The following is a 23,330-nucleotide window of genomic DNA, read 5'->3' as shown; positions in this document are numbered from 1 at the left end:
CTTAATTATCCGGATCCCGCTATGCGCCCATTTGCCCCCCTTGCTTTGACCCTGCTGCTGACGGCCTGCGGTGACGGTGAATCACTGTTACCGCCAGACGCACGCCTGCCCGATGGCGGGCGTTATCGTGGCGAAGTGGTCAACGGGTTGCTGCAAGGCCAGGGCCGCATCGACTACCCGAACGGCAGTTGGTACGCAGGGGATTTCAAAAATGGCTTGTGGCAAGGCCAGGGCGAATGGCACGCCAGCAATGGCGATGTGTATCGCGGCGGCTTTGAACAAGGGCTGTTTAGCGGCCAGGGCAGTCTGACCGCTCACGACAGCACCTATGTAGGCGGGTTCAAGCAGGGGCGGCGCGAGGGTGAAGGCACTCGCAAAGAAGCAGGCTTGAGCTATCGCGGCGAGTTCAAGGATGACCAGTTCTCCGGCAACGGCCAGCTTGAACTGGAAGACGGCAGCCAGTACAAAGGCCAGTTTGCCCACGGCAAGCCCCACGGCGAAGGGATGCGCAGCGATGCCAGCGGCAATGAATTTACCGGTCAGTTCGTCAATGGCGAGCTGGAAGGCAACGGCGTGTTCAACAGCGCAGACGGCGACCAGTACGAAGGCGCGTTCAAGCACAACCAGCTGAACGGCAAAGGCCGCTATGAAAATGCCGACGGTGATGTCTGGGTCGGGGAGTTCAAGGATGGTGCACTGACCGGCAAGGGCGAACTGATCGGCATCGACGGCAGCCATTACCGCGGCATGTTCAACGAATGGCGCTTCAACGGCCCCGGCCATTTGAGCCTGCCCGACGCCAGCAGCTATGTGGGTGAGTTTGCCGCAGACACCTATCAGGGCCAGGGCACCCTGACCCTGGCCGATGGCACGGTGCAAAGCGGTTTCTGGCTCAACGGCCAGCGGGTACGCGATGCCAATGGCAAGGTCTTGCCCGATCCGCTGGAGCTGGGGCTACTCAACCAGGGCACGCTGCTCAACGAGGCACTGGCAGGCATTGCACCCTCAACACCGGCCATTGAGCTGTACAGCCTGGTGCTGGCAGGCGACGGCAAACAAAGCGTGTTCAAGCGCGAAGCCGACTACGTCAACGACATGCTCGCCAGCCGCTTTGGCAGCCGTGGCCAGATCACGCTGGTGAACCACCGCGATCACCTGCTCGATCGCCCCATGGCCACCCGCGAGAACCTGCACCGCGCAGCCCTTACCCTGGCCGAACGTACCGGACCGGAAGACCTGATCTTTATTTATCTGACCAGCCACGGCACCCAGGAACACGAACTGGTACTGGATCAGCCCCGTCTGGAGCTGGCAGACCTGCCCGCCGCCGACCTCGCGGCGGCACTGGCCCCACTGAAAAACCGCGACAAGGTGATCGTGATTTCATCCTGCTATTCGGGCGGCTTTATCCCCGCACTCAAGGATGAAAAGACCCTGATCATGACCGCATCCAAGTCTGATCGCGTGTCCTTCGGCTGCTCGGAAGAAGCCGACTTCACTTACTTCGGCAATGCCTTGTTTGCCCAGGCGCTGAACCAGACAGACGATTTGCAAAAAGCCTTCAAACTGGCCAAAAGCTATGTCGCCGAGCGCGAGGTGGCTGATGGCTACGAACCTTCTGAACCGCAGATCTGGGCGCCAAAAGGCGTTCTGAACCACTGGCAACGCTTGCGTCAGCAACAAGCAAAACAGGCTTTGCAGTAAGCAAATAACCCTGGAATGGCTACGCTGGTTGTATCAAGGGAGAAACACTATGCACTTGACGCCTTCACATATTCTGCTCGCAGGAGCCACCGGCCTTACGGGTGAGCTGTTGCTCGACCGCCTGCTCAATGAACCGACCATCACCCGAGTGCTTGCCCCTTCGCGCAAGCCTCTGGCAGCGCATCCGCACCTGGAAAACCCGGTAGGGGATCCAGCCGTATTCCTGCCCCAGCTGAGTGGGCGGGTCGATGTGGCCTTCTGCTGCCTGGGCACCACCATCAAACAGGCTGGCTCGGAAGCGGCATTCCGCGCAGTCGACCATGACATGGTGGTGGCTTTCGCCAAACGGGCACGGGAAATGGGCGCCCGGCACCTGATTGTGATCAGTGCCATTGGCGCCGATCCCAAATCTTCGGTGTTCTATAACCGGGTCAAAGGCGAGATGGAGCAATCGCTACGCGCCCAGAACTGGCCGCAACTGACCATCGCACGCCCTTCGCTGTTGCTCGGCGACCGCGTTGAACCGCGACTGGCGGAGCAGATCGCGGGGCCATTATCCAAACTGATTCCGGGCAAGTACCACGGCATCGAAGCATGCCAACTGGCCCGGGCCCTTTGGCGCCTGGCGCTGGAAGAGCAGGACGGCATACGGGTGATTGAGTCCGATGAACTGCGCAAGCTGGGCAAATAGCCAGCAACCCGTTCGCTACAAACCGCCGCTGGCCTGAAACCCGACACCCAGCACGGTCAGCACTGACAACGGCAACACCACCGTGTCGAGCAACGCACTGGCGGGCAGGTCCAGCCCGGGATATCGCGGAGCATCGGCGCCAAAGCGATCCTTGGCGCAACACCCTCCCTGCAACGCATACAGGTCAAGCCGGGTGCCCGAATAGACAATCGGAGCACCCGGCTTGGCTGCGTTCAGCGTACGTACGCTGGCGCAACCACACACCAGAGCCGCCACCAGCAAGGCCAGCAGCGCCTTATTCATCGCCGCCCACATGGTGTTCACCCCAACGCGGGAGCATGTCCTGGGGGATATTGAGCAGGTTGAGAATGCGCGCCACCACAAAATCCACCAGATCATCGATGGTCTGTGGCTGATGATAAAAGCCGGGGGACGCTGGCATGATCACCGCGCCCATATTGGACAGCTTGAGCATGTTCTCCAGATGGATGCTGGAGTACGGCGCTTCACGGGGCACCAGAATCAACTGGCGGCGCTCCTTGAGGGTCACATCGGCCGCCCGCTCCACCAAGTTATTGCAGGCGCCAGTGGCAATCGCCGACAGCGTGCCGGTCGAACAGGGCACCACCACCATCGCTGCCGGAGCTCCCGACCCCGAAGCCACCGGCGACATCCAGTCTTCCTTGCCGTACACCCGAATCTGTCCGGCAGCAGCCCCGGTGTATTCAGTCAGGAACGCCTGCATCGCCTGCGGTTTGGCCGGCAGGCTGACGTCGGTTTCAGTGGCCATCACCAACTGCGCCGCCTTTGAGATCAGGAAGTGCACTTCGCGATCCTCTCGCACCAGGCAGTCGAGCAAGCGCAAGGCGTACTGCATGCCCGATGCGCCGGTGACGGCCAGGGTTATACGCTCCGGGCCGCTCATTGCAGCGCGTCCGCCAGCTTGCCATGCAGGCCGCCGAAGCCACCGTTGCTCATGATCACCACATGGGCGCCCGGCTTAACCTGAGCCTTGACCTCGGCAATGATGGCTTCCAGCGAATCGCACACCTTGGTCGGCACAGGACTCGACGCAACCGTCGCCGCCAGATCCCATCCCAGATTGGCCGGTGCGTACCAGACCACGTGATCGGCCTGCACCACACTTTGCGGCAGACCATCACGGTGGGCACCAAGCTTCATGGAATTGGAGCGCGGCTCAATCACGGCAATCAGCGGTGCATCACCGATGCGCTTGCGCAGGCCGTCGAGGGTGGTCGCAATCGCGGTCGGGTGGTGGGCAAAGTCGTCGTAGATGGTAATACCGTTAACTTCAGCGACTTTTTCCATACGGCGTTTCACGCTTTTGAAGGCACTCAAGCCATCAATTGCCAGGCTCGGCACAACGCCCACATGGCGTGCAGCAGCCAAGGTCGCCAAGGCATTGGCCACGTTGTGCTGGCCGGTCATGTCCCAGTCGACGGTGCCCTGCAGGACGCCGTCAAACAGCACCTCAAAACGCGAACCATCGTCACTGAGCAGGCGAGCTTGCCATTGGCCGCCCTCGCCCGTGGTTTGCACCGGCGTCCAGCAACCCATCTCGATCACACGCTGCAAGGCAGGCTCTGTGGTCGGATGGATCACCAGCCCTTCACTCGGAATGGTGCGCACCAAATGATGGAATTGACGCTCAATGGCCGGCAAGTCCGGGAAGATGTCGGCATGATCGAACTCAAGATTGTTCAGGATCGCCGTGCGCGGACGGTAGTGAACGAATTTCGAACGCTTGTCGAAAAACGCGCTGTCATATTCGTCGGCTTCCACCACAAAGAACGGGGTGTCACCCAAACGGGCCGACACGGCAAAGTTTTGCGGCACGCCACCAATCAGGAACCCCGGCGCCATACCCGCGTGTTCCAGGACCCAGGCCAGCATGCTGCTGGTGGTGGTTTTGCCGTGGGTGCCGGCCACGGCCAACACCCAGCGACCCTGCAGCACATGGTCGGCCAGCCATTGCGGGCCCGAGACATAGGGCAGGCCTTTGTTCAGCACATACTCCACTGCCGGGTTGCCCCGCGACAGCGCGTTGCCGATCACCACCACATCCGGAGCCGGATCGAGCTGAGACGGGTCATAGCCCTGAGTCAATTCGATACCTTGAGCCTGCAGCTGGGTGCTCATTGGCGGATAGACGTTAGCGTCAGAGCCGGTAACGTGATGGCCCAGTTCTTTGGCCAGAACCGCCAGCGAACCCATGAAAGTGCCGCAAATACCAAGAATATGAATGTGCATAGTCGACCTCGTAAATCATCGGCGAAGGGTAGCGCAGGGGGGTTCTTTTCGCACCTGATGATTCATGTGGGAGCGGGCTTGCTCGCGATGACATCACCGCGGTTTGCCAGGCAGACCACAGCTCCCACACACGTGAAGTCGCTCTGTTCAGCGCTCAATCCCATGCTTGCGCAGCTTTCTATAAAGGGTATTGCGGCTAACCCCCAGTTGCAGCGCCGTATGGGTCATGTGCCAGCGGTGCAGTTCGAGCGCCAGCAACAAGGCCTGCTTTTCGGCATCCTCAAGCGGGTGTTCACAAGGTTCGGGGACCCTGGACGGAGCCAGGCGAATAGTGGCAGGCAAGTCGCCGAACTGGATCACATCGTCGTCACACAAAGCCGCCAGGGTGCGCAGGACATTTCGCAATTGGCGCACGTTGCCCGGCCAGGCAAACGCCAGCAGCGCCTCGCGCGCGCCCAGGCTGATCCGCAACGGTTGCCCGCCCGCCTCTTCTGCCAGCAAGAAGTCCAGCAACTGCGACTTGTCAGTGCGATCGCGCAACGCTGGCAGGCCGACTTCCAGCCCGTTGAGACGGTAGTACAAGTCCTCGCGAAAACTGCCGTCGGCCACCCGCTCCTGCAAGTTACGGTGAGTCGCGCTGATGATGCGCACGTTGACCTCCAGCGGTTCGCCCCCGATCGGCACCACCTGACGGTCCTCCAGCACTCTTAATAGACGGGTTTGCAGCGCTAGTGGCATATCGCCAATTTCGTCGAGGAACAAGGTGCCGCCATCGGCCTGCTGCAATTTGCCTTGCATGCCTTCCTTGCGGGCCCCGGTGAAGCTGCCGCCGCGATAACCGAACAGCTCGCTCTCGATCAGGCTCTCCGGAATCGACGCGCAATTGAGTGCCACGAAAGGCTGGCTGCTGCGCAAACTGGCCTGGTGCACGGCCTTGGCAAAGGCTTCCTTGCCGGAACCGGTTTCGCCGTTGATCAGCAGCGGCACATCCCGCTCAAACACCCGCAGCGCCCGGCGAAAATCGACCTGCAGGGCCTCATCCCCCAGACAAATCCCGCTTGGGCGCGCGCGAACGGGTTCAACGTGCACGGCGACCGGGGCAGTCCCTTGTCGCGGCTGGCCGCGCAGCGCCGCAAACAGTCGGCGACCATCGCGGGTGCGCAGCGGCCAACTGGTGCTCGCATGGGCAGTGGCCCGAGAAAAAAGCTCATCACGCTGGCAATCGAAAACACTTTCGACCACGTGCCCAAGCAGCCCCCCACGTACGTGGCCCAGCAAGTTCAAGGCACTTTGGTTAACCGCGCAAATAATCCCGTCACCATCAAACGCCAGCATGCCCTCACTGAACAGCCCGACGGACTCTGCCTGCAGGTGAAAGCGCAACAGCCACTGGTTTTCGAAATGCCCCAGGAAGTAGCTGTTCTCGATGATCTTGGCCGACAGGTTGACCAGCGCCATTGTATGAAACTGGCTCTGACGCGAAGCCTCATGCCGTGCCGAAGACACATCCAGCACCGCCAGCAACTCGCCCTGCGGATCAAACACAGGACTGGCCGAGCAGGTCAGCCCGGTGTGCCGACCGCGAAAGTGTTCGTCCTGGTGGATCGTCAGCGCCTGACGTTCCACCAGGCAAGTGCCGATACCATTGGTGCCCTCCCGCGCCTCGCTCCAGTCAGCTCCCAGCCACAACCCGGCCTGCTCGAACACCTTGCGTTCGGAAGGCGCGGTGACACAGTTGAGAATCACGCCACGGGCATCGGTCAGCAACACTGCGTGCCCGGCACCGGAAAGCTGCTGATGCAGGCTGTTCATTTCGTGACCGGCAATTTTCAGCACCTGCTGCAACCGCTCGCGGCCTTCGAGAATGCACCCTTGTTCAAGCACGGTCGGGGCAATGGTCTGCGCGGGATCGAGATGGTAGTCCTCCAGGCAACGTTGCCAGGAGCGTACGATAGACGGGTCACACCCTTGAGGGCGGCCCTGGGTGACATCAATCACTTGCCGTGCGTGACGGCTCAAATCGGTACTGTGCATTTCTTATTGTTCTCCGCTCTGTCTCGGTGGTCTCCCGCTCGACGGAGGCAACTCGCCCTCAGCGACTACAGAGATCCAGTCCAAACCGAACATCCAGCATCCTCTCGCCTGCAGCCCTTTGCAATCACGAACTGACCCGCCGGTCATCGGTTGCGCCAAGAACGGTACATATTGTCACAGCCGCTGTGTCACAGCTGTCACAGCAGCCCTCCCCCAACCACCGACTAAAACCTGTAAAGCCCCGGCCTGCAAGGCTTTCACAAATATGGCCCAGCCCTTGCTCCTGCTTCTGCCAGCGCCACAGCGCGTCCTCCCATAAGCACAATAAAGCCAGGAGACACACCCCATGCGTTACGCACAACCCGGTACAGAAGGCTCGATCGTCTCGTTCAAGAGCCGCTACGGTAACTACATCGGCGGCGAATTCGTGGCGCCCGTCAAAGGCCAGTACTTCACTAACACCTCGCCTGTGAACGGCAAAGCCATCGCCGAATTCCCGCGCTCGACCGCAGAAGACATCGACAAAGCCCTCGACGCCGCCCATGCCGCTGCCGATGCTTGGGGCGCGACCTCCGTGCAGGCGCGCTCTCTGGTACTGCTGAAAATCGCTGACCGTATCGAACAGAACCTCGAACTGCTGGCCGTTACCGAAACCTGGGACAACGGCAAAGCCGTGCGCGAAACCCTGAACGCCGACGTGCCCCTGGCCGCCGACCACTTCCGTTACTACGCCGGTTGCATCCGCGCCCAGGAAGGCAGTGCCGCCGAAATTGACGGCAATACCGTGGCCTACCACATCCACGAGCCGCTGGGTGTGGTCGGGCAGATCATCCCGTGGAACTTCCCGCTGCTGATGGCCGCCTGGAAGCTTGCGCCAGCACTGGCTGCCGGTAACTGCGTGGTGCTCAAACCCGCCGAACAAACTCCGCTGAGCATCACCGTGCTGATGGAACTGATCGGCGACCTGCTGCCACCGGGCGTGCTCAACGTGGTGCAAGGGTTCGGCAAGGAAGCGGGCGAAGCACTGGCCACCAGCAAGCGCATTGCCAAGATCGCCTTCACCGGCTCTACGCCAGTGGGCTCGCACATCATGAAATGTGCTGCCGAGAACATCATTCCGTCGACCGTTGAGCTGGGCGGCAAATCGCCGAACATCTTCTTCGAAGACATCATGCAGGCAGAGCCAACCTTCATTGAGAAAGCCGCTGAAGGCTTGGTGCTGGCGTTTTTCAACCAGGGGGAAGTCTGCACGTGTCCATCCCGGGCACTGATTCAAGAGTCGATCTACGACGACTTCATGAAAGTGGTGATGAAAAAGGTCGAATCGATCAAGCGTGGCGACCCGCTGGACACGGACACCATGGTCGGCGCCCAGGCGTCCGAACAGCAATTCGATAAAATCCTCTCCTACCTTGAAATCGCCAAGAAAGAAGGCGCGCAACTGCTGACCGGCGGTGCCGTGGCCAAGCTCGAAGGCGACCTGGCTACCGGCTATTACATCCAGCCGACCCTGCTCAAGGGCACCAACAAAATGCGTGTTTTCCAGGAAGAAATCTTTGGCCCGGTGGTCAGCATCACCACCTTCAAAGACGAAGCCGAAGCACTGGCGATTGCCAACGACACCGAGTTCGGCCTGGGTGCAGGCCTGTGGACCCGCGACATCAACCGCGCCTACCGCATGGGCCGCGCAATCAAGGCCGGTCGTGTGTGGACCAACTGCTATCACCTGTACCCGGCACACGCCGCGTTCGGTGGTTACAAAAAATCCGGCGTTGGCCGTGAGACCCACAAAATGATGCTCGACCACTATCAGCAGACCAAAAACCTGCTGGTGAGCTACGACATCAACCCGCTGGGCTTCTTCTAACCCCCCCAATTCCTGTAGTCGCTGCCGCAGGCTGCGAAGGGTTGCACAGCAACCCGTTATCCGGAGCCTGCGCAGTCCAATCGCAGCCTTCGGCAGCGACTACAAGGGATGTGTCAGCTCCTGTGGCCCAGCTCTTGCTTTGCTCCCTGTCATATTTTCTCAAACTATAAAAGAACAGGTGAACCCCATGCCTAGCGAACCTACTCCCGCTTCGGCGGCATCCTCTGTCGACTTTGAAAAGGTCGGCAGCGAATATTTCCAACAACGAGAACTGAAAAAAGGCGCTGCCGGCTGGGTCCTGCTGGTGGGCCTGGGCGTGGCTTATGTGATTTCCGGCGACTATGCCGGCTGGAACTTTGGTCTGGCCCAAGGCGGCTGGGGCGGGATGTTTATCGCCACATTGCTGATGGCCACCATGTACTTGTGCATGTGCTTTTCGCTGGCTGAACTGTCTTCGATGATCCCCACCGCTGGCGGCGGCTACGGCTTCGCACGCAGCGCCTTCGGACCTTGGGGCGGGTTTCTGACCGGTACCGCGATCCTGATCGAATACGCCATCGCCCCCGCAGCCATTGCCGTGTTTATTGGCGCCTATTGCGAGTCGCTCTTCGGGATTGGCGGCTGGATGATCTATCTGGCGTTCTACATCATCTTTATCGGCATCCACATTTTCGGGGTCGGTGAAGCGCTCAAGCTGATGTTTATCATCACTGCCGTGGCCGCCATTGCCCTGGGGGTATTTCTGGTCGCGATGGTGCCGCACTTCAGCGTCGCCAACCTGCTGGATATCCCGGTCACCGAAGCCAAGGGCGCCAGTCCCTTCCTGCCGTTCGGTTATGTCGGCGTCTGGGCTGCCATTCCTTACGCGATCTGGTTTTTCCTCGCGGTCGAAGGCGTACCGCTGGCTGCTGAAGAAACCAAAAACCCCAAGCGTGACCTGCCTCGCGGCCTGATCGGCGCCATGCTGGTACTGGCTACCTTCGCCCTGCTAATCCTGGTGATCGGCCCGGGTGGCGCGGGCGCGAACAGCTTGATGGCCTCGGGCAACCCGCTGGTTGAGGCACTGAGCAAGGCGTATGGCGGCTCCACCTGGATGGGCGGCTTTGTGAACCTGGTGGGCCTGGCCGGTTTGATCGCCAGCTTCTTCTCGATCATTTACGCCTACTCGCGTCAGATCTTCGCCTTGTCCCGCGCAGGCTACTTGCCGCGCAAACTGTCCGAAACCAACAAGAGCAAAGCCCCGGTACTGGCCTTGATCATTCCCGGCATTATCGGTTTTGGCCTGTCGCTGACCGGTCAGGGCGACTTGCTGATTCTGGTGGCGGTGTTTGGTGCAACGATTTCTTACGTGCTGATGATGGCCGCGCACATCACCCTGCGCATTCGTCGCCCCAAAATGGAGCGCCCGTATCGTACGCCGGGCGGTATTTTCACTTCAGGCATCGCTTTGGTGCTCGCCTGCGTCGCGGTCGTTGCCGGTTTCCTGGTAGACCCACGGGTGGTGATTGGCGCTGCGGTGATCTATGGAGTATTAATTGCCTACTTCGCGTTCTATAGCCGACATCACTTGGTGGCCGGTACGCCGGAAGAGGAATTCGCGGCTATTCAACAGGCTGAAAAAGCCCTGCACTAACCGCTGAGAAATCCGCCAGGCGCACTGCGCCTGGCGTCATGGAGCACCCTGAATGGCAACTTTCTCCCATGCGGTTGGCACCCAGACCTACCGTTTCGACAGCCTCAAAGACGTAATGGCCAAAGCCAGTCCGGCACGTTCCGGGGATTTTCTGGCAGGCGTGGCCGCACTCAACGACGGCGAACGCGTCGCCGCACAAATGGCGCTGGCTGATATCCCGCTCGCGTATTTCCTGCAAGAAGTGCTGATCCCTTACGAGTCCGACGAAGTCACCCGGCTGATTATCGACAGCCATGACCTGCAAGCCTTCTCTGCAGTGAGCCATCTGACCGTGGGCGGTTTTCGCGACTGGCTGCTCAGCGACGCGGCCGATGAACACAGCCTGCGTGCCCTGGCACCGGGCCTGACGCCCGAGATGGCCGCTGCCGTATCGAAGATCATGCGCGTGCAGGACCTGATCCTGGTGGCCCAAAAGATCCGGGTCGTTACCCGGTTTCGCGGCACCATGGGCCTGCGCGGCCGGCTTTCGACCCGCCTGCAGCCCAACCATCCCACCGACGACCCGGCGGGAATTGCCGCCAGCATTCTTGACGGGCTGCTGTACGGCAACGGCGACGCCATGATCGGCATCAACCCGGCCACCGACAGCATCGCCTCGATCTGCGACTTGCTGAACATGCTCGACGCGATCATCCAGCGCTATGAGATCCCCACCCAGTCTTGCGTGCTGACTCACGTCACCACGTCAATCGAGGCGATCAACCGCGGAGTGCCGCTGGATCTGGTGTTTCAGTCCATTGCAGGCACCGAAGCGGCCAACGCCAGTTTCGGCATCAACCTGAATGTTCTGCAGGAAGGCTATGAAGCGGGTTTAAGCCTCAATCGCGGCACGTTGGGCAACAACTTGATGTATTTCGAAACCGGCCAGGGCAGCGCGCTGTCAGCCAACGCCCATTTCGGCGTGGATCAACAGACCTGCGAGACGCGGGCCTACGCGGTTGCGCGGCATTTCAAGCCGTTTCTGGTCAATACCGTGGTCGGTTTTATCGGCCCCGAGTACCTGTACAACGGCAAGCAGATTATCCGGGCCGGTCTTGAGGACCACTTCTGCGGCAAGCTGCTGGGTGTGCCCATGGGCTGCGACATCTGCTACACCAACCACGCCGAAGCGGATCAGGATGATATGGACAACCTGCTGACGCTGCTGGGCGTGGCCGGGATCAACTTCATCATGGGCATTCCAGGGTCGGACGACATCATGCTCAACTATCAGACCACTTCCTTCCATGATGCGTTGTATGCGCGCAAAACCCTGGGACTCAAGCCTGCACCCGAGTTTGAACAGTGGCTGAGCAAGGTCGGAATTTTCACTCAGGCTGACGGCCGGATTGAGTTCGGTCATCAATTGCCCCCCGCATTTCGCCAGGCGCTGGCTCACCTGGGAGGACGCTAGACATGGCCAACACCCCGACCGACAGCCCAAACCCGTGGCTGGAACTGCGCCGACTGACCCCGGCGCGGATTGCCCTGGGCCGCACCGGTACCAGCATGCCGACCCAGGCCCAGCTCGATTTTCAGTTTGCTCACGCCCAGGCCCGCGATGCGGTCCATTTGCCGTTTGATCACCCGGGCTTGAGCGCGCAGTTGAGCGAGCGCGGCCGCGAAAGCCTGTTGCTGCACAGCGCCGCCATTGACCGCCACAGCTACCTGCAGCGACCGGACCTGGGGCGCAAGCTTAACGACGGCTCCGCACAGCAATTGCGCGACTACGCCCAGGCCAACCCGGGGGGGATCGATGTGGCAGTGGTGGTCGCCGATGGTTTGTCGGCACTGGCCGTTCATCGCCACACCCTGCCGTTTTTGGCGCGCATGGAAGAGCACACGGCGACCGAAGGCTGGTCATTGTCCCCCGTCATTTTGGTGGAGCAAGGCCGTGTGGCCGTGGCCGACGAAATTGGCGAACTGCTGGGGGCACGAATGGTGGTGATGCTGATCGGCGAACGCCCCGGCCTGAGCTCACCCGACAGCCTGGGGCTGTACTTCACCTACGGGCCCAAGATCGGCCTGACCGATGCGTATCGCAACTGCATATCCAATGTACGGCTCGAAGGCTTGAGCTATGGCATGGCCGCTCATCGGCTGGCCTACTTGATGCGCGAAGCCTGCCGTCGGCAATTGTCGGGGGTCAACTTGAAGGATGAGGCACAGGTACAGACCCTGGCCGTGGACGCCCCCAGCGAAAATTTCCTGCTCAAGGGCGATTGAAACTCGCTCTGCCTGGCTGTGCTTGGCTGTGCTTGGCTGTGTAGTCGCTGCCGAGGAACGAAGGCCGCGAGCCTTGAATGCCTATGCCCACAACAGCTCGCAGCCTTCGTTCCTCGGCAGCGACTACAGGGTTTTGAACATCAATACACGCCTCGCTACAAACTCAATCTGCAGAATTCATCTCAATCCGTATAATCCAATTCTTTAAAAAAGTACGAAAAAACTACATTCGTTGTAGTTAACTACGCCTCCCTACCCGCACAGACCTGCAGAGCCGGGTCATCAACACAGGTGCTTTACATGGATTTCAACCCGATCGACATTATCCTGCACCTCGATGTGTACCTCGACATGCTGGTGAACAATTACGGGCCATGGATCTACGCCATCCTGTTTCTGGTGATTTTTTGCGAAACCGGCCTGGTGGTCATGCCGTTCCTGCCGGGTGATTCGCTGCTCTTTATCGCAGGCGCTGTAGCTGCAGGCGGCGGCATGGACCCTGTATTGCTCGGGGGCTTGCTGATGCTGGCTGCGATCCTGGGCGACAGCACCAACTACGTGATCGGACGAACGGCAGGGGAACGCTTGTTCAGTAACCCGGACTCGAAAATCTTCCGTCGCGACTACCTGGAAAAAACCCACGACTTCTACGAACGTCATGGCGGTAAAACCGTGACGATGGCGCGCTTCCTGCCGATTTTCCGTACCTTCGCCCCGTTTGTTGCCGGTGTGGCACGCATGTTCTACCCGCGTTTCTTCATGTTCAGCGTGTTTGGCACCATCTTGTGGGTCGGCGGCCTCGTGACCCTGGGTTACTTCTTCGGCAACGTACCTTTCATCAAGAAAAACCTGTCCCTGCTGGTAGTAGGCATCATCTTGCTGTCGCTGGTACCGATGATTATCGGCGTGATCCGCAGCCGCATGGGCCGCACTCCGGCAAAAGCCAAAGCCTGATCGGGACTCGCCTACCATGTGGTCTCTAACTGAATGGCGGCGCCAGCGGATTCTGGCGCAGCACCCGGTGGCATCCGATGTCTGGCACAGCGTGCGCCAGCGGTTGAGCATTCTCGACGGCCTGGATGACGAGCAGGACAAATGGCTGCGCGACAACAGCGTGCTGTTTCTGAAAGACAAGCACCTGACGCCGATGCCCGGTGTTGAACTGACTGAAGAAGGCCGGCTGCTGCTGGCCGCTCAGGCTCAATTGCCCCTGCTCAACTTGGGCGACCTGGACTGGTATCAGGGGTTTCACGAAATCGTGCTGTACCCCGACGACTTCATCAGCCCCCAGCGCCATCGTGACTCCAGCGGCGTAGAGCATGAATGGGAAGGCCATCACAGCGGTGAAGCCTGGGAACATGGCCCGGTGGTTCTGGCCTGGCCCGGGGTTCTGTCGAGCGGCGGCTGGGAAGGTTACAACCTGGTCATCCACGAACTGGCCCACAAACTGGACATGCTCAACGGCGCCGCAAATGGCATGCCGCCATTGCACAGCAGCATGCACGTCAGCGACTGGACCAAGGCCATGCAACAGGCCTACGACCACCTCAATCACTATCTTGATCACCACAACCCCGATCACGCACCGATCGACCCGTATGCAGCCGAAAACCCGGCGGAGTTCTTTGCGGTCACCAGCGAATACTTTTTCAGCGCGCCAGACCTGTTGAACCATGCTTACCCGCTGGTCTATCAACAACTGAGCCTGTTTTATCGCCAGGACACGCTTGCACGCCTCAAACAGCTGCAAAGCGAACACCCCGAATACCGCGCACAGCACTGATCGCCCAAGGGTGACGTCCTTATAGGAATACGCCTATAATCGCCGCCACTTTTTGGCCAAATCGGCCAACCAAACTGGCCTACTAACGGGGGCACCGCCCAATGAGCTACAGCAAGATTCCGGCTGGCAAAGACCTGCCGAATGACATCTACGTCGCTATCGAGATTCCGGCTAACCACGCGCCGATCAAATATGAAATCGACAAAGACAGCGATTGCCTGTTCGTTGACCGCTTCATGGCTACCCCGATGTTCTACCCGGCCAACTACGGCTTTATCCCGAACACCCTGGCCGACGACGGTGATCCGCTGGACGTGCTGGTTGTTACCCCTTACCCGGTAGCTCCAGGTTCGGTTATCCGTGCTCGCCCGGTTGGCATCCTGCACATGACTGACGACGGCGGCGGCGATGCCAAAGTTGTTGCAGTACCTCACGACAAGCTGTCCCAGCTGTACGTTGACGTGAAAGAGTACACCGACCTGCCACCTCTGCTGATTCAGCAAATCCAGCACTTCTTCGAGAACTACAAAGATCTCGAAAAAGGCAAATGGGTGAAGATCGAAGGTTGGGGCGATGCTGAAGCCGCCCGCGCCGAAATCACCAAATCGGTTGCTGCCTACAAAGGCTAAGCAACCCGTTAAAAAAACCTCGGCTCGCCGGGGTTTTTTTATGCCCGTATAAACGCAATGCAACAACCCGTTTACGGGATTTAAAATGCCCACCCAAGATTTGTAGGAAATTTCGCCGAAAGACTCGGAAATTTCTTGTTTTTATAGCGCTTTTTTGAACGTTTAGTTTATTTAAACAGCCGAGTCTTGCCCGTAGACTCTGTGTTCATGAATACATCCGGTGATCGCCTGAAAGCCCTCCTGCGGGAGTGCCATTTAACCGCTTCGGACTTCGCAGCCAATCGCCGCGTTACGCCGCAGCACGTCAACAACTGGTTCAAGCGAGGCATCCCGATGGCTCGGCTGGACGAAATCGCCGAGCTGCTGTGCGTCCACAGCCGCTGGTTGCGTACCGGCGAAGGAAACAAGCATCCGGGGCTTGGCGACAGCCACGACGAAATGGCGCCCTTCCAGGCGCCGGAGCAGCACAAGCCTGCTGCCAGCCTCGAAGTTGAAGTGCCTTTCTACAGCGAAGCCCTGCACCCGGATGGCTCGGGCACAACCCGAGTGATGCACATTCCTGGCTGTACCGTGCGATTGAGCTGCTCGGTTCTGGAGGCCATGGACGTCAGCCCCGACCACGCCCTGTGTGTTGCCATGATCGGCAACCACATGGCGCACAAGATCCAGGACGGCTCCACTGTCGCCATCGACCGCAGCCTGACCCACATCGTCGACGGCGAACTATATGCCCTCGAACAGGACGGCATGCTGCGAATCAAATACGTCTACCGCCTGCCCAACAATGGCCTGCGCTTGCGCAGCCACAACCCTCTGGAATCTGCGGACGAAGTGTTCAGCGCCGGCGAAGTTCAGGCGCAGCAGATACGCATATTGGGATGGGTATTTTGGTGGTCCACGCTCAACCGCCGCCGCCCCCAAGTGCCATACACGCTGGAGGAATAACATTGAGGCGGGCTTTTAGTGGGAAAAGCACCTGAATCCCAGTATGATTCCCCGCACTTGCGCATCCCTCCTCGCTTCAGGCGAGCCGGAATGCAGGGCCAGACCGCAAAAAGCCGTCACGCCCCACACCCAGTCGCAACGCGCTGGATGTCCCGATTGAAGGCGAGTACGGCTTACCAAAAATAAGCCAAACCCGCCCCCGAGAAGCCGGCCACAAGCCGGCTTTTTAATGCCTGCAAAAAAGTGACCAGCCCCGCTCAGCTCTCCCCCTGCCAATGTCGACACTTCGAGGTTTTTCCCACGCCCGGATTGAAGGCATTGCACGGATCCAGCTCCTTGTAGAACGCCTTCAGATCGGGTTTCGCAGGATAGAGATGGCCGACGTTATGCTCTGCCGGGTATTCGGCACCACGCTCGTCCAGAAGCGCCCACATCGCATGCTCCACCGCCAGGCAATCGCTGCCCTTGCGCACGATGTAATCCTGATGGAAGACGTGACAGAAGAAATGCCCGTAGTACAACTTCAGTACCAGTTGCTGCTCAATGGATGCCGGTAGCGTCTCGAACCAGTCGCGGTCGTTGCGCGCCAGGGCGATGTCCAGCGCCACGATATCTTCAACCGTTTTGTCATGGATCGCCCGATACCGAATCGCCGCACCGGCTGCCGCGAACCGATGCAGGAACGCCTTGCTGCCCTCCTCTGCAGTGCAGCGAAAGTAATCTCCCTCGCGCCCCTCGAACAATTGACTCAGGTAAGCCTCGGCCGGTTCAAGGGAAGCCGCCGAGACCTTGAGCATCAAGTAATGCTCATACCGCTGACGAAAGTTGGCCATGCGCTTGGGAAGGTGATCGGGAAAGCATCGCGCGATGCCTTGCAGGACGCGGTCTGATAAGTGCGGTCGCAACCCGCTGAACCGCCCGAGAAAGTTGTCCACCCGGCTTTTGAGGGCAAACATTTTCGGCAGGCGCCGGGTGCCCAGGTGATGGATCATCAGAAAGGTGTCCTTCCCGTACTCAGCCGCCACGTCATAAGCATCGCGGTGCATGTATTCACCGGCGATGGGCAGCTCGGAAAAATGTTCGAGCATGTGCCGACGGATGTCGGTCAGGTCGGCGGAATCGTTGGTGCCAATGTATAAGACCGCGGTATCGCATTCGGCGGCAAAGGTGTCCAGGCGCACCGCGAACACCGCCAACTTGCCCGCACTGCCGCTGGCCTCGTGCAGGCGCTGTTTGTCCGCATTGAACCGGGCTGGTGTGGACGCGTCGATATCACGCACATGGTCCGCATAGCCATGATCGGACCCACGCCCGGCGTCGGCCTTGATATCCGCTTCGCTGTATCGACCGGCATCCAGGTTGCTCAGGATCTGCTCGGGGGTATCTCCCAGATTGACCCCCAGGTGGTTGACCAGATGCAACTGGCCCTGTGCATCGAGTTGGGCATACAGCGACATCTCGGTATAGGCCGGGCCGCGGCGTATCAACGAGCCCCCGGAGTTGTTGCAGACGCCACCGAAGACCGAGGCCCCAATGCACGAAGAACCGATTACCGAGTGCGGTTCGCGGCCCAGGGGCTTGAGCACTGCTTCCAGCTGATCCAGGGTTGAGCCGGGAAAACAGATCACCTGCCGCCCCTCCTCGATCACCTGGACCTTGCGCATGCGCAGGGTATTGATGATCACGACCTTGCGATCGTATACGCCATCTGGGGTCGAGCCGCCGGTCAAGCCGGTATTGGCCGCCTGCATGATGACGATCAGGTCGGCGCCGACACAGGCTTTGACCACCTGCCATTGTTCAAGCAACGAACCCGGGCATACCACAGCGACGGCGTTGCCCTGGCCAAAACGAAAGCCCTGGCGAAAACGCACCGTGTCGCTGGCTTGCGTCAGCACATGGCTGGGACCAACGATGGTTTTAAGGTGGGCAATCAGGTCGGGGATGGCAGCTTGATTCAAAGGCGTAACAATGGCGTTCATGGGTATTTCCGAAAATTCAGGCGCGATCAGGCAGGCGCAGTGCTCAGGGAGCGACGCGTTTGACAAGCAGGTGCGGCGTCCACCGATTGAGTGGACGCGCCACGGTCCCTTAGATTTCCAGAATGCCCGACGCCATGTAGCCGCCGTCCACCGGAATCACGTGACCGCTGATATACGAAGAATCGTCGGACGCCAGAAACGCAACCGCCCCTGCCATTTCCGCAGGCGTTCCGTATCGACGCATCGGCACTGACCGAGCGTAGGAGTCCCGGGTTTTGGCCGAGTGCAGCCTCTGGGTCAACGGTGTGTCCACCGGGCCAGGCGCGATGCCGTTGACGGTGATACCCAAGTCGGCCAGCTCCACGGCCATCTGCCGGGTCAGGCCGATGATCGCCGCCTTGGAGGTGCCGTAAGCCGTGCGACCCATGCTCGCCCGCATTCCACTGATGGACGCGACATTGATGATCCGCCCCCAGCCGTTGGACTCCATCAGGCGGGCCGCATGCTGGCCGCACAACAGGGAGCCGGTGAGGTTGATGTTCAATACCCGCTGCCAGTCAGCCAGGTCACACTCCAGGAAGGCCTGGGTCTTGGCGATCCCGGCGTTGTTGACCAGGACATCGCAACGACCGAAGCGCTGGTGCAGCTCCTCGAATGCCGCAGCAATAGACTGCGCGTCGCCCACATCGATGGCCAGCGCCAGCGCTTCAATGCCTTGAGCCTTGAGACCGGCAACCATTTCTTCGGCCGCAGCCAGGTTGATATCGGCAACCACCACGGTATGCCCGTCGTGCCCCAGCCGTTCGGCAATGGCAGCACCAATCCCCATCGCCGCTCCCGTGACCAGGGCCACACGGCCCAGCGCTGCAACAGGCGTGATTTTTCTGTTCGCTAATTGGCTCATGACAAATGCTCTCTTAAAGGAAACCGATGGAGATCCACGGGAAACAGGCAACGATGATCAACGCCACGATCAGTGCGCCGAGGTAACCCCAGACGCGGCGGATAACATGGTCCGAGGACACTTTGCTGATGGCGCAGGCAGCGTAGAAACCGACGCCCAGGGGCGGTGCGAACAGACCGATACCCATGGCCAGGATCACCACCATCGCGTAGTGCACCGGGTGGATCCCGAGCATTTCCGCCAACGGGAACATCAGCGGACCGAACAGCACGATCGCCGGGATCCCCTCCAGGACGCTGCCCAGAATCACGAACACAAGAATGGTTACGACCATGAAGCCAATCGTGCCCCCCGGAATCTCGCTGATCAGGTCCACCAGCGCGGCCGAGAACCCGGACTGCGTGAGTGCCCAGGCCATTGCAGATGCCATACCGATGATCAGCAAAATCGAGCCGGACAATGCCCCTGCCTCGAGCATCATCGGGTACACCCTTCTGAACTCGATGTGGCGCATGAACAGGTGCATCACCAGTCCGACCATCACCACATAAGCCACACCGATGGTTGAGACTTCGGTGGCAGTGGCTGCGCCTTCCAGTACGGCCACTCGAATCAGCAATGGCAGCGCCAGAGCAGGCAAGGCGATCATGAACGTACGGGCGATGACCGACAGCGGTGCGCGCTTGACGGTGGGCATGGCCTCCTTGCGTGAACGCCACCAGCACACCAGCGCGATGACCACGGTGGCAACCACCGCCGGCATCAGGCCGCCGATGAACAAGGCCGTAATGGACACACTGCAGACCGCACCGATGGTGATCAACACCAGGCTCGGCGGGATCGTCTCGGTCATGGCTCCGGTGGCTGCCAGCAACGCCGCCAGTTCTTCAGGTTCGGAGCCACGCTTCTTCATTTCAGGAAACAGCGCCGGAGCCACCGCTGCCATGTCGGCAACCTTGGAGCCGGAAATCCCCGATACCAGAAACATCGCCCCCAGCAACACATACTGCAACCCGCCCCGCACATGCCCCAGCAGTGAGGCCATGAAATCGATCAACGTCTTGGCCATGCCCGAAAGCTGCAGCACCACCCCCAGCATGACGAACAGCGGCACCGCCAGCAGCACCATGTGCGACATGCCTTCGTCCATGCGCCCGACCACGATCGACAACGGCGCGTGGGTGACCAGCGCCAGATAGGCGATGGTTGCAGTACCGAAGGCGAAGGCGATCGGGATGCCACCAAATACGCAGGCGCCCAGCAGCACCAGGAAGAAGATGATCAGGTTGTAGTTACCCATACCCACCAGCAGCGGCTGGCTGAGCCACAAAGCAGCGGCAACGACCGCCACCACGCCGACCCCGGCCATGAACTGGCGCATCGTGGAATACCGCGCCATGCGCGACACCGCAGCCAGCAGCATCAGGATCGCGCCGACCGGCAACGCCGCAGCCCGCAAGCCGTCGGGGATGCCCAGGGCCGGAGTCGTGATCGACATCTGCTCATGGGAGTGCTCCATGGCTGGCCCGATGATCACCAGCACGAACAGGCACACCACCAACGCCGAAAGCGTTTCACAGAATCCGCGCCAGGCCACCGGAAGCTTGTTCACCAGGGCGGACATACGCATGTGTTCGCCGCGGTCCAGGGCCAGCACCGAGCCGAACATGGCCAGCCAGATGAACAGCGAAGAGGCCAGTTCGTCCGCCCAGATCAACGGGTTGTGCATCACGTAGCGGGAAATCACACCCGCCAGCAACACGCAGGTCTCGATCACCAGCAGAGCAACGGTGATCGCTCCGACCACATGAATGGACCAGGTATTGAGAAACACGAGCGCCCGGGCCGGCAGGCGCATGGAAGTAGTGGGGGCCACTGCCACCGACGCGCCCATCATGCGAGTTTCCCGGAGTATTTTTCGAGGATTGCCCAGGCAGCGTCGCCGAACTTTTCGTGCCAGTCGGCGTAGTAGTTGGCGGACTGCAGGCGCTCACGGAACGGCTCCGGCGGCGACTCGACCAACTCCAGGCCCTGCTGTTTCAAAGTCTCGCGGATGGTGCCTTGAAGCTTGGCGAGGTCATTGCGCTGGGACATGACGGCAGTGTTGATGTGCTTGCTGACAATGGCTTGCAAATCCGCAGGCAGGCGGCTGAACGAGGCATTGTTGCCCAGCATCCAGAAACCATCCCAGACGTGGTTGGTCAGCGAGCAGTATTTTTGCACTTCGTAGAGTTTGGCCGACGAGACCAGGGTCAGGGGGTTTTCCTGGCCTTCGACAATGCGGGTCTGCAGCGCCGAATACACTTCCGAGAAGTTGATGCTGGTGGGGGCGGCCTCAAATGCGCGGAAGATCGACATGATGATCGGGCTGGGCGGCACGCGCAGTTTCATGGCCTTCAGGTCGTCAGGGGTCACGATCGGCCGGGTACTGGTGGTGGTTACCCGAAAACCGTTGTCCCAGATCTTGTCGAAGGCGAACAGGGTATCGGTCTTGGCAATTTCAGATCGAACGTGGGCACCCAGCTCGCCGTCCATCGCGCTCCAGACTTGATCGTAATCCTTGAACGCGAACCCCACCGCGCTGATCTGCACCGACGGCACCAGAGTGCCGAGAATCACCGGCGACAGGGCGAACATGTCGACGGCGCCAGAGCGCACCTGCGCCAGGGTGTCGGTGTCGCTGCCCAGCTGGCTGCTGGGGAATACCTGGATCTGTACCGCACCGTTGGTTTCTTCGCGTACCGCCTTGGCCATTTCCCGTGCCCGCACATTCATCGAATGGGTGATAGGCAGGTTGTTGGCAAATTTAAGCTTGAACTCGGCGGCCTCACTCTTGCCGCTGTAAAGGCCAAGCCCTGCGGTCGCGACGGCAGCGGACGCAAGGGAGGCCGTTTTGAGAAAATTGCGGCGAGTAAAGTCGCTCATTTGGTTCTCCTGACTTTATTATTTTTATGGATCAATGACCGTGAAATAGGCACTGGATACGCAAGCTATAGCAATTCAGGTGCCACGAAAGACGCAGCCCTGGTGGAGGGGAACCAGGTTTGTATTCAACTGGCTGTTTTCACTAGGAAAAATATCCTACTCACTAGTGTTTCAATTTCTTACAGCACTCAGGGTAGGACGGGTGATGTGACAGGTGTCTCCCTCAACTGTCTCGCTGGCCAGCGCAACAAGTGACACCTGTCCTCAGCAGATCAAATTTCAACGATGGGTAAACAACAAGGGGCTCTGGCAGCCGAGCCCCTCTGAACTAGAACAACGCCAGGGTATAGTTGATGGATACCCGGTTCTGATCCTGGGCATATTCGCTGGGCACGCCACTGCGCATCGTTCCGTTACGCCAGCTGAACCCGACGCCCTTGAAGGTCCCGGTCTGCACCACGTAATCCAGGGCCAGGTCGCGCTCCCACTCTTTCTCGGTGCCACCGCTCGCCATGCGGATATTAGTGCCTTTGAGATAGGTCACGGACGCCACCAGCCCCGGCATGCCCAGCCCGGCGAAGTTGTAGCCGTACTGCCCGAATGCCGTACGCTCACCTGCCCGGGTGAAGCTGGTGATCAGGCGATCGGTGAACAGGTAAATGCTGCTGCCTGCTGCCCCCTCGTTGATATTGCCCTGGTTGAGCTGCACGAAGTTGCCGCTGTCGGACACACTCTGGTAACCGAGCAGGAAAGAATTGCCCCCAAGGGCATAGGTAAACATCGCACTCCAGGTGTCGTTGTCGATTTTGCCAGCGGTATCACCCAGGCCACTGACCCGATAACCGGCTGCGCGACCCGAGGCGGAGTCGTTGCGACCGTCGGCGTCAGTCTTGAAGTAACGCAGATCAGTCGTCAGCGACTGCCCCTCGCCCAACGGCAGCACATGCACCAGCCCGCCAAAATGTTGCACGTAATAGTCTTCCAGCCGGGATGTGTAGTATTGCAGCGTGAGGTCCTTGGTCAGCTTGTAGTCGGCACCGGCAAACAGGAACTCATTGCTCTGCTGCGTGCCGCCAGCAACCGCGAACCCCGAGCGGTTGCTTGATCCGCGGCCGGTGGCGTGTTCCAGGCGACCGCCAACCAGAGTCAGGTTGTCCACTTCTTTGGAAGTAATCATGCCGCCTTCGAAGGTTTGCGGCAGCACTCGACCATCGTTGGCCACCAGGATCGGCAACTTCGGCTGCAGCGTTCCGTAACGGGCTTCAGTCTGGGAAAAGCGCATCTTCCCGGTCAGCCCCAGGCGACTCCAGTCATCCACCGCACCGCCATCGCTATCATCAGGGATCATCGAGCTGCCGCGGTGATTGCCTTTGCCGCCATCCAGGCGCACACCCTGCAAACCGAGCACGTCCAGTCCAAAACCGACGGTGCCTTCGGTGAAGCCGGATTTGTAATCGAGGAAGAACCCCTGAGCCCATTCCGCCGTCTTGCTTTGCCCGGCGGGACCGGTGCGATCACGGTAATCATTGTTGAAGTAGTAGTTGCGAAAACCCAGGGTGGCCTTGCTGTCCTTGACGAAGTCCGCATACGCCAAGGGCGACAGGACAATCCCCGTAGTGGCGAGCATGGACAGTCGAACGAAAGGAGTTTTTTTCATTATTGTTTTCCTGATGGGCGTGGCAATACGAACGAAAGGC

General features: G+C 59.9%; 19 protein-coding genes. 10 read left to right on the top strand and 9 right to left on the bottom strand.

Features of this window, described 5'->3' with window-relative positions; all coding sequences use genetic code 11:
- Positions 1 to 21 precede the first annotated feature (21 nt).
- Positions 22 to 1,704 carry a C13 family peptidase gene (locus KO536_RS18780; protein WP_219262631.1) on the top strand — a complete coding sequence of 561 codons (1,683 nt, stop codon included), beginning with the start codon at positions 22 to 24 and terminating at the stop codon, positions 1,702 to 1,704.
- Between the two features lie 49 nt (positions 1,705 to 1,753).
- On the top strand, positions 1,754 to 2,395 hold the full coding sequence (locus tag KO536_RS18775; protein ID WP_133077031.1) for an oxidoreductase: 642 nt from the start codon (positions 1,754 to 1,756) through the stop codon (positions 2,393 to 2,395).
- 15 nt (positions 2,396 to 2,410) lie between these two features.
- On the opposite strand, the gene KO536_RS18770 is transcribed toward KO536_RS18775, so the two are convergent.
- From KO536_RS18770 to KO536_RS18755, 4 genes are all read right to left on the bottom strand, one after another.
- Positions 2,411 to 2,698 carry a YceK/YidQ family lipoprotein gene (locus tag KO536_RS18770; RefSeq protein ID WP_133077032.1) on the bottom strand — a complete coding sequence of 96 codons (288 nt, stop codon included), beginning with the start codon at positions 2,696 to 2,698 and terminating at the stop codon, positions 2,411 to 2,413.
- Positions 2,691 to 3,320, bottom strand: a complete 630-nt coding sequence (ubiX, locus tag KO536_RS18765) for a flavin prenyltransferase UbiX (RefSeq protein WP_133077033.1) — start codon at positions 3,318 to 3,320, stop codon at positions 2,691 to 2,693. Before ubiX ends, KO536_RS18770 begins: the two co-directional genes overlap by 8 nt.
- Positions 3,317 to 4,666, bottom strand: a complete 1,350-nt coding sequence (gene mpl, locus KO536_RS18760) for a UDP-N-acetylmuramate:L-alanyl-gamma-D-glutamyl-meso-diaminopimelate ligase (protein WP_133077034.1) — start codon at positions 4,664 to 4,666, stop codon at positions 3,317 to 3,319. Before mpl ends, ubiX begins: the two co-directional genes overlap by 4 nt.
- Positions 4,667 to 4,813: 147 nt before the next feature.
- On the bottom strand, positions 4,814 to 6,700 hold the full coding sequence (locus tag KO536_RS18755) for a sigma-54-dependent Fis family transcriptional regulator (RefSeq protein WP_219262630.1): 1,887 nt from the start codon (positions 6,698 to 6,700) through the stop codon (positions 4,814 to 4,816).
- 346 nt (positions 6,701 to 7,046) lie between these two features.
- Here KO536_RS18755 and KO536_RS18750 point away from each other — a divergent pair, with 346 nt between their 5' ends.
- The 8 genes from KO536_RS18750 (at position 7,047) to KO536_RS18715 (ending at position 15,822) form a co-directional block, all read left to right on the top strand.
- Positions 7,047 to 8,567 (top strand): aldehyde dehydrogenase family protein, encoded by a 1,521-nt coding sequence (locus tag KO536_RS18750; RefSeq protein ID WP_133077036.1) that lies wholly within the window; start codon positions 7,047 to 7,049, stop codon positions 8,565 to 8,567.
- Between the two features lie 187 nt (positions 8,568 to 8,754).
- A complete protein-coding gene (gene eat, locus KO536_RS18745; RefSeq protein ID WP_219262629.1) occupies positions 8,755 to 10,200 on the top strand; it encodes an ethanolamine permease in 1,446 nt (481 codons plus the stop codon).
- Between the two features lie 52 nt (positions 10,201 to 10,252).
- Positions 10,253 to 11,653 (top strand): ethanolamine ammonia-lyase subunit EutB, encoded by a 1,401-nt coding sequence (locus KO536_RS18740; RefSeq protein ID WP_133077038.1) that lies wholly within the window; start codon positions 10,253 to 10,255, stop codon positions 11,651 to 11,653.
- Positions 11,654 to 11,655: 2 nt separating this feature from the next.
- Positions 11,656 to 12,465, top strand: a complete 810-nt coding sequence (eutC, locus tag KO536_RS18735; protein ID WP_219262628.1) for an ethanolamine ammonia-lyase subunit EutC — start codon at positions 11,656 to 11,658, stop codon at positions 12,463 to 12,465.
- Positions 12,466 to 12,765: 300 nt separating this feature from the next.
- Entirely contained in the window at positions 12,766 to 13,419 is a 654-nt protein-coding gene (locus KO536_RS18730) for a DedA family protein (protein ID WP_133077040.1), read from the top strand.
- A 16-nt stretch (positions 13,420 to 13,435) separates the two neighbouring features.
- Complete coding sequence (locus tag KO536_RS18725) at positions 13,436 to 14,248, top strand: zinc-dependent peptidase (RefSeq protein ID WP_133077041.1); 813 nt, start codon at positions 13,436 to 13,438, stop codon at positions 14,246 to 14,248.
- Between the two features lie 101 nt (positions 14,249 to 14,349).
- A complete protein-coding gene (ppa, locus tag KO536_RS18720; protein ID WP_016779241.1) occupies positions 14,350 to 14,877 on the top strand; it encodes an inorganic diphosphatase in 528 nt (175 codons plus the stop codon).
- A gap of 207 nt (positions 14,878 to 15,084) precedes the next feature.
- The gene (locus KO536_RS18715; protein WP_219262627.1) at positions 15,085 to 15,822 is read left to right on the top strand and encodes an XRE family transcriptional regulator; all 738 of its coding nucleotides are present in this window, start codon (positions 15,085 to 15,087) and stop codon (positions 15,820 to 15,822) included.
- A 257-nt stretch (positions 15,823 to 16,079) separates the two neighbouring features.
- Here KO536_RS18715 and dld read toward each other — a convergent pair whose 3' ends face one another.
- The 5 genes from dld to KO536_RS18690 form a co-directional block, all read right to left on the bottom strand.
- Complete coding sequence (gene dld, locus KO536_RS18710) at positions 16,080 to 17,804, bottom strand: D-lactate dehydrogenase (RefSeq protein WP_219262626.1); 1,725 nt, start codon at positions 17,802 to 17,804, stop codon at positions 16,080 to 16,082.
- A 109-nt stretch (positions 17,805 to 17,913) separates the two neighbouring features.
- Positions 17,914 to 18,708 carry an SDR family NAD(P)-dependent oxidoreductase gene (locus KO536_RS18705; protein WP_133077044.1) on the bottom strand — a complete coding sequence of 265 codons (795 nt, stop codon included), beginning with the start codon at positions 18,706 to 18,708 and terminating at the stop codon, positions 17,914 to 17,916.
- A gap of 13 nt (positions 18,709 to 18,721) precedes the next feature.
- Positions 18,722 to 20,605: a TRAP transporter large permease subunit gene (locus KO536_RS18700; protein WP_133077045.1), complete on the bottom strand. Its 1,884-nt coding sequence runs from the start codon at positions 20,603 to 20,605 to the stop codon at positions 18,722 to 18,724.
- Entirely contained in the window at positions 20,602 to 21,633 is a 1,032-nt protein-coding gene (locus KO536_RS18695) for a TRAP transporter substrate-binding protein (protein ID WP_133077046.1), read from the bottom strand. The genes KO536_RS18700 and KO536_RS18695 overlap by 4 nt, the downstream gene beginning before the upstream one ends.
- 328 nt (positions 21,634 to 21,961) lie before the next feature.
- Positions 21,962 to 23,290 (bottom strand): OprD family porin, encoded by a 1,329-nt coding sequence (locus KO536_RS18690; protein WP_133077047.1) that lies wholly within the window; start codon positions 23,288 to 23,290, stop codon positions 21,962 to 21,964.
- Positions 23,291 to 23,330 lie beyond the last annotated feature (40 nt).

It is taken from the genome of Pseudomonas sp. NKUCC02_KPG, assembly GCF_019345465.1.
Classification (GTDB): Bacteria; Pseudomonadota; Gammaproteobacteria; order Pseudomonadales; family Pseudomonadaceae; genus Aquipseudomonas.
This window is presented reverse-complemented; position numbering and strand designations above follow the sequence as displayed.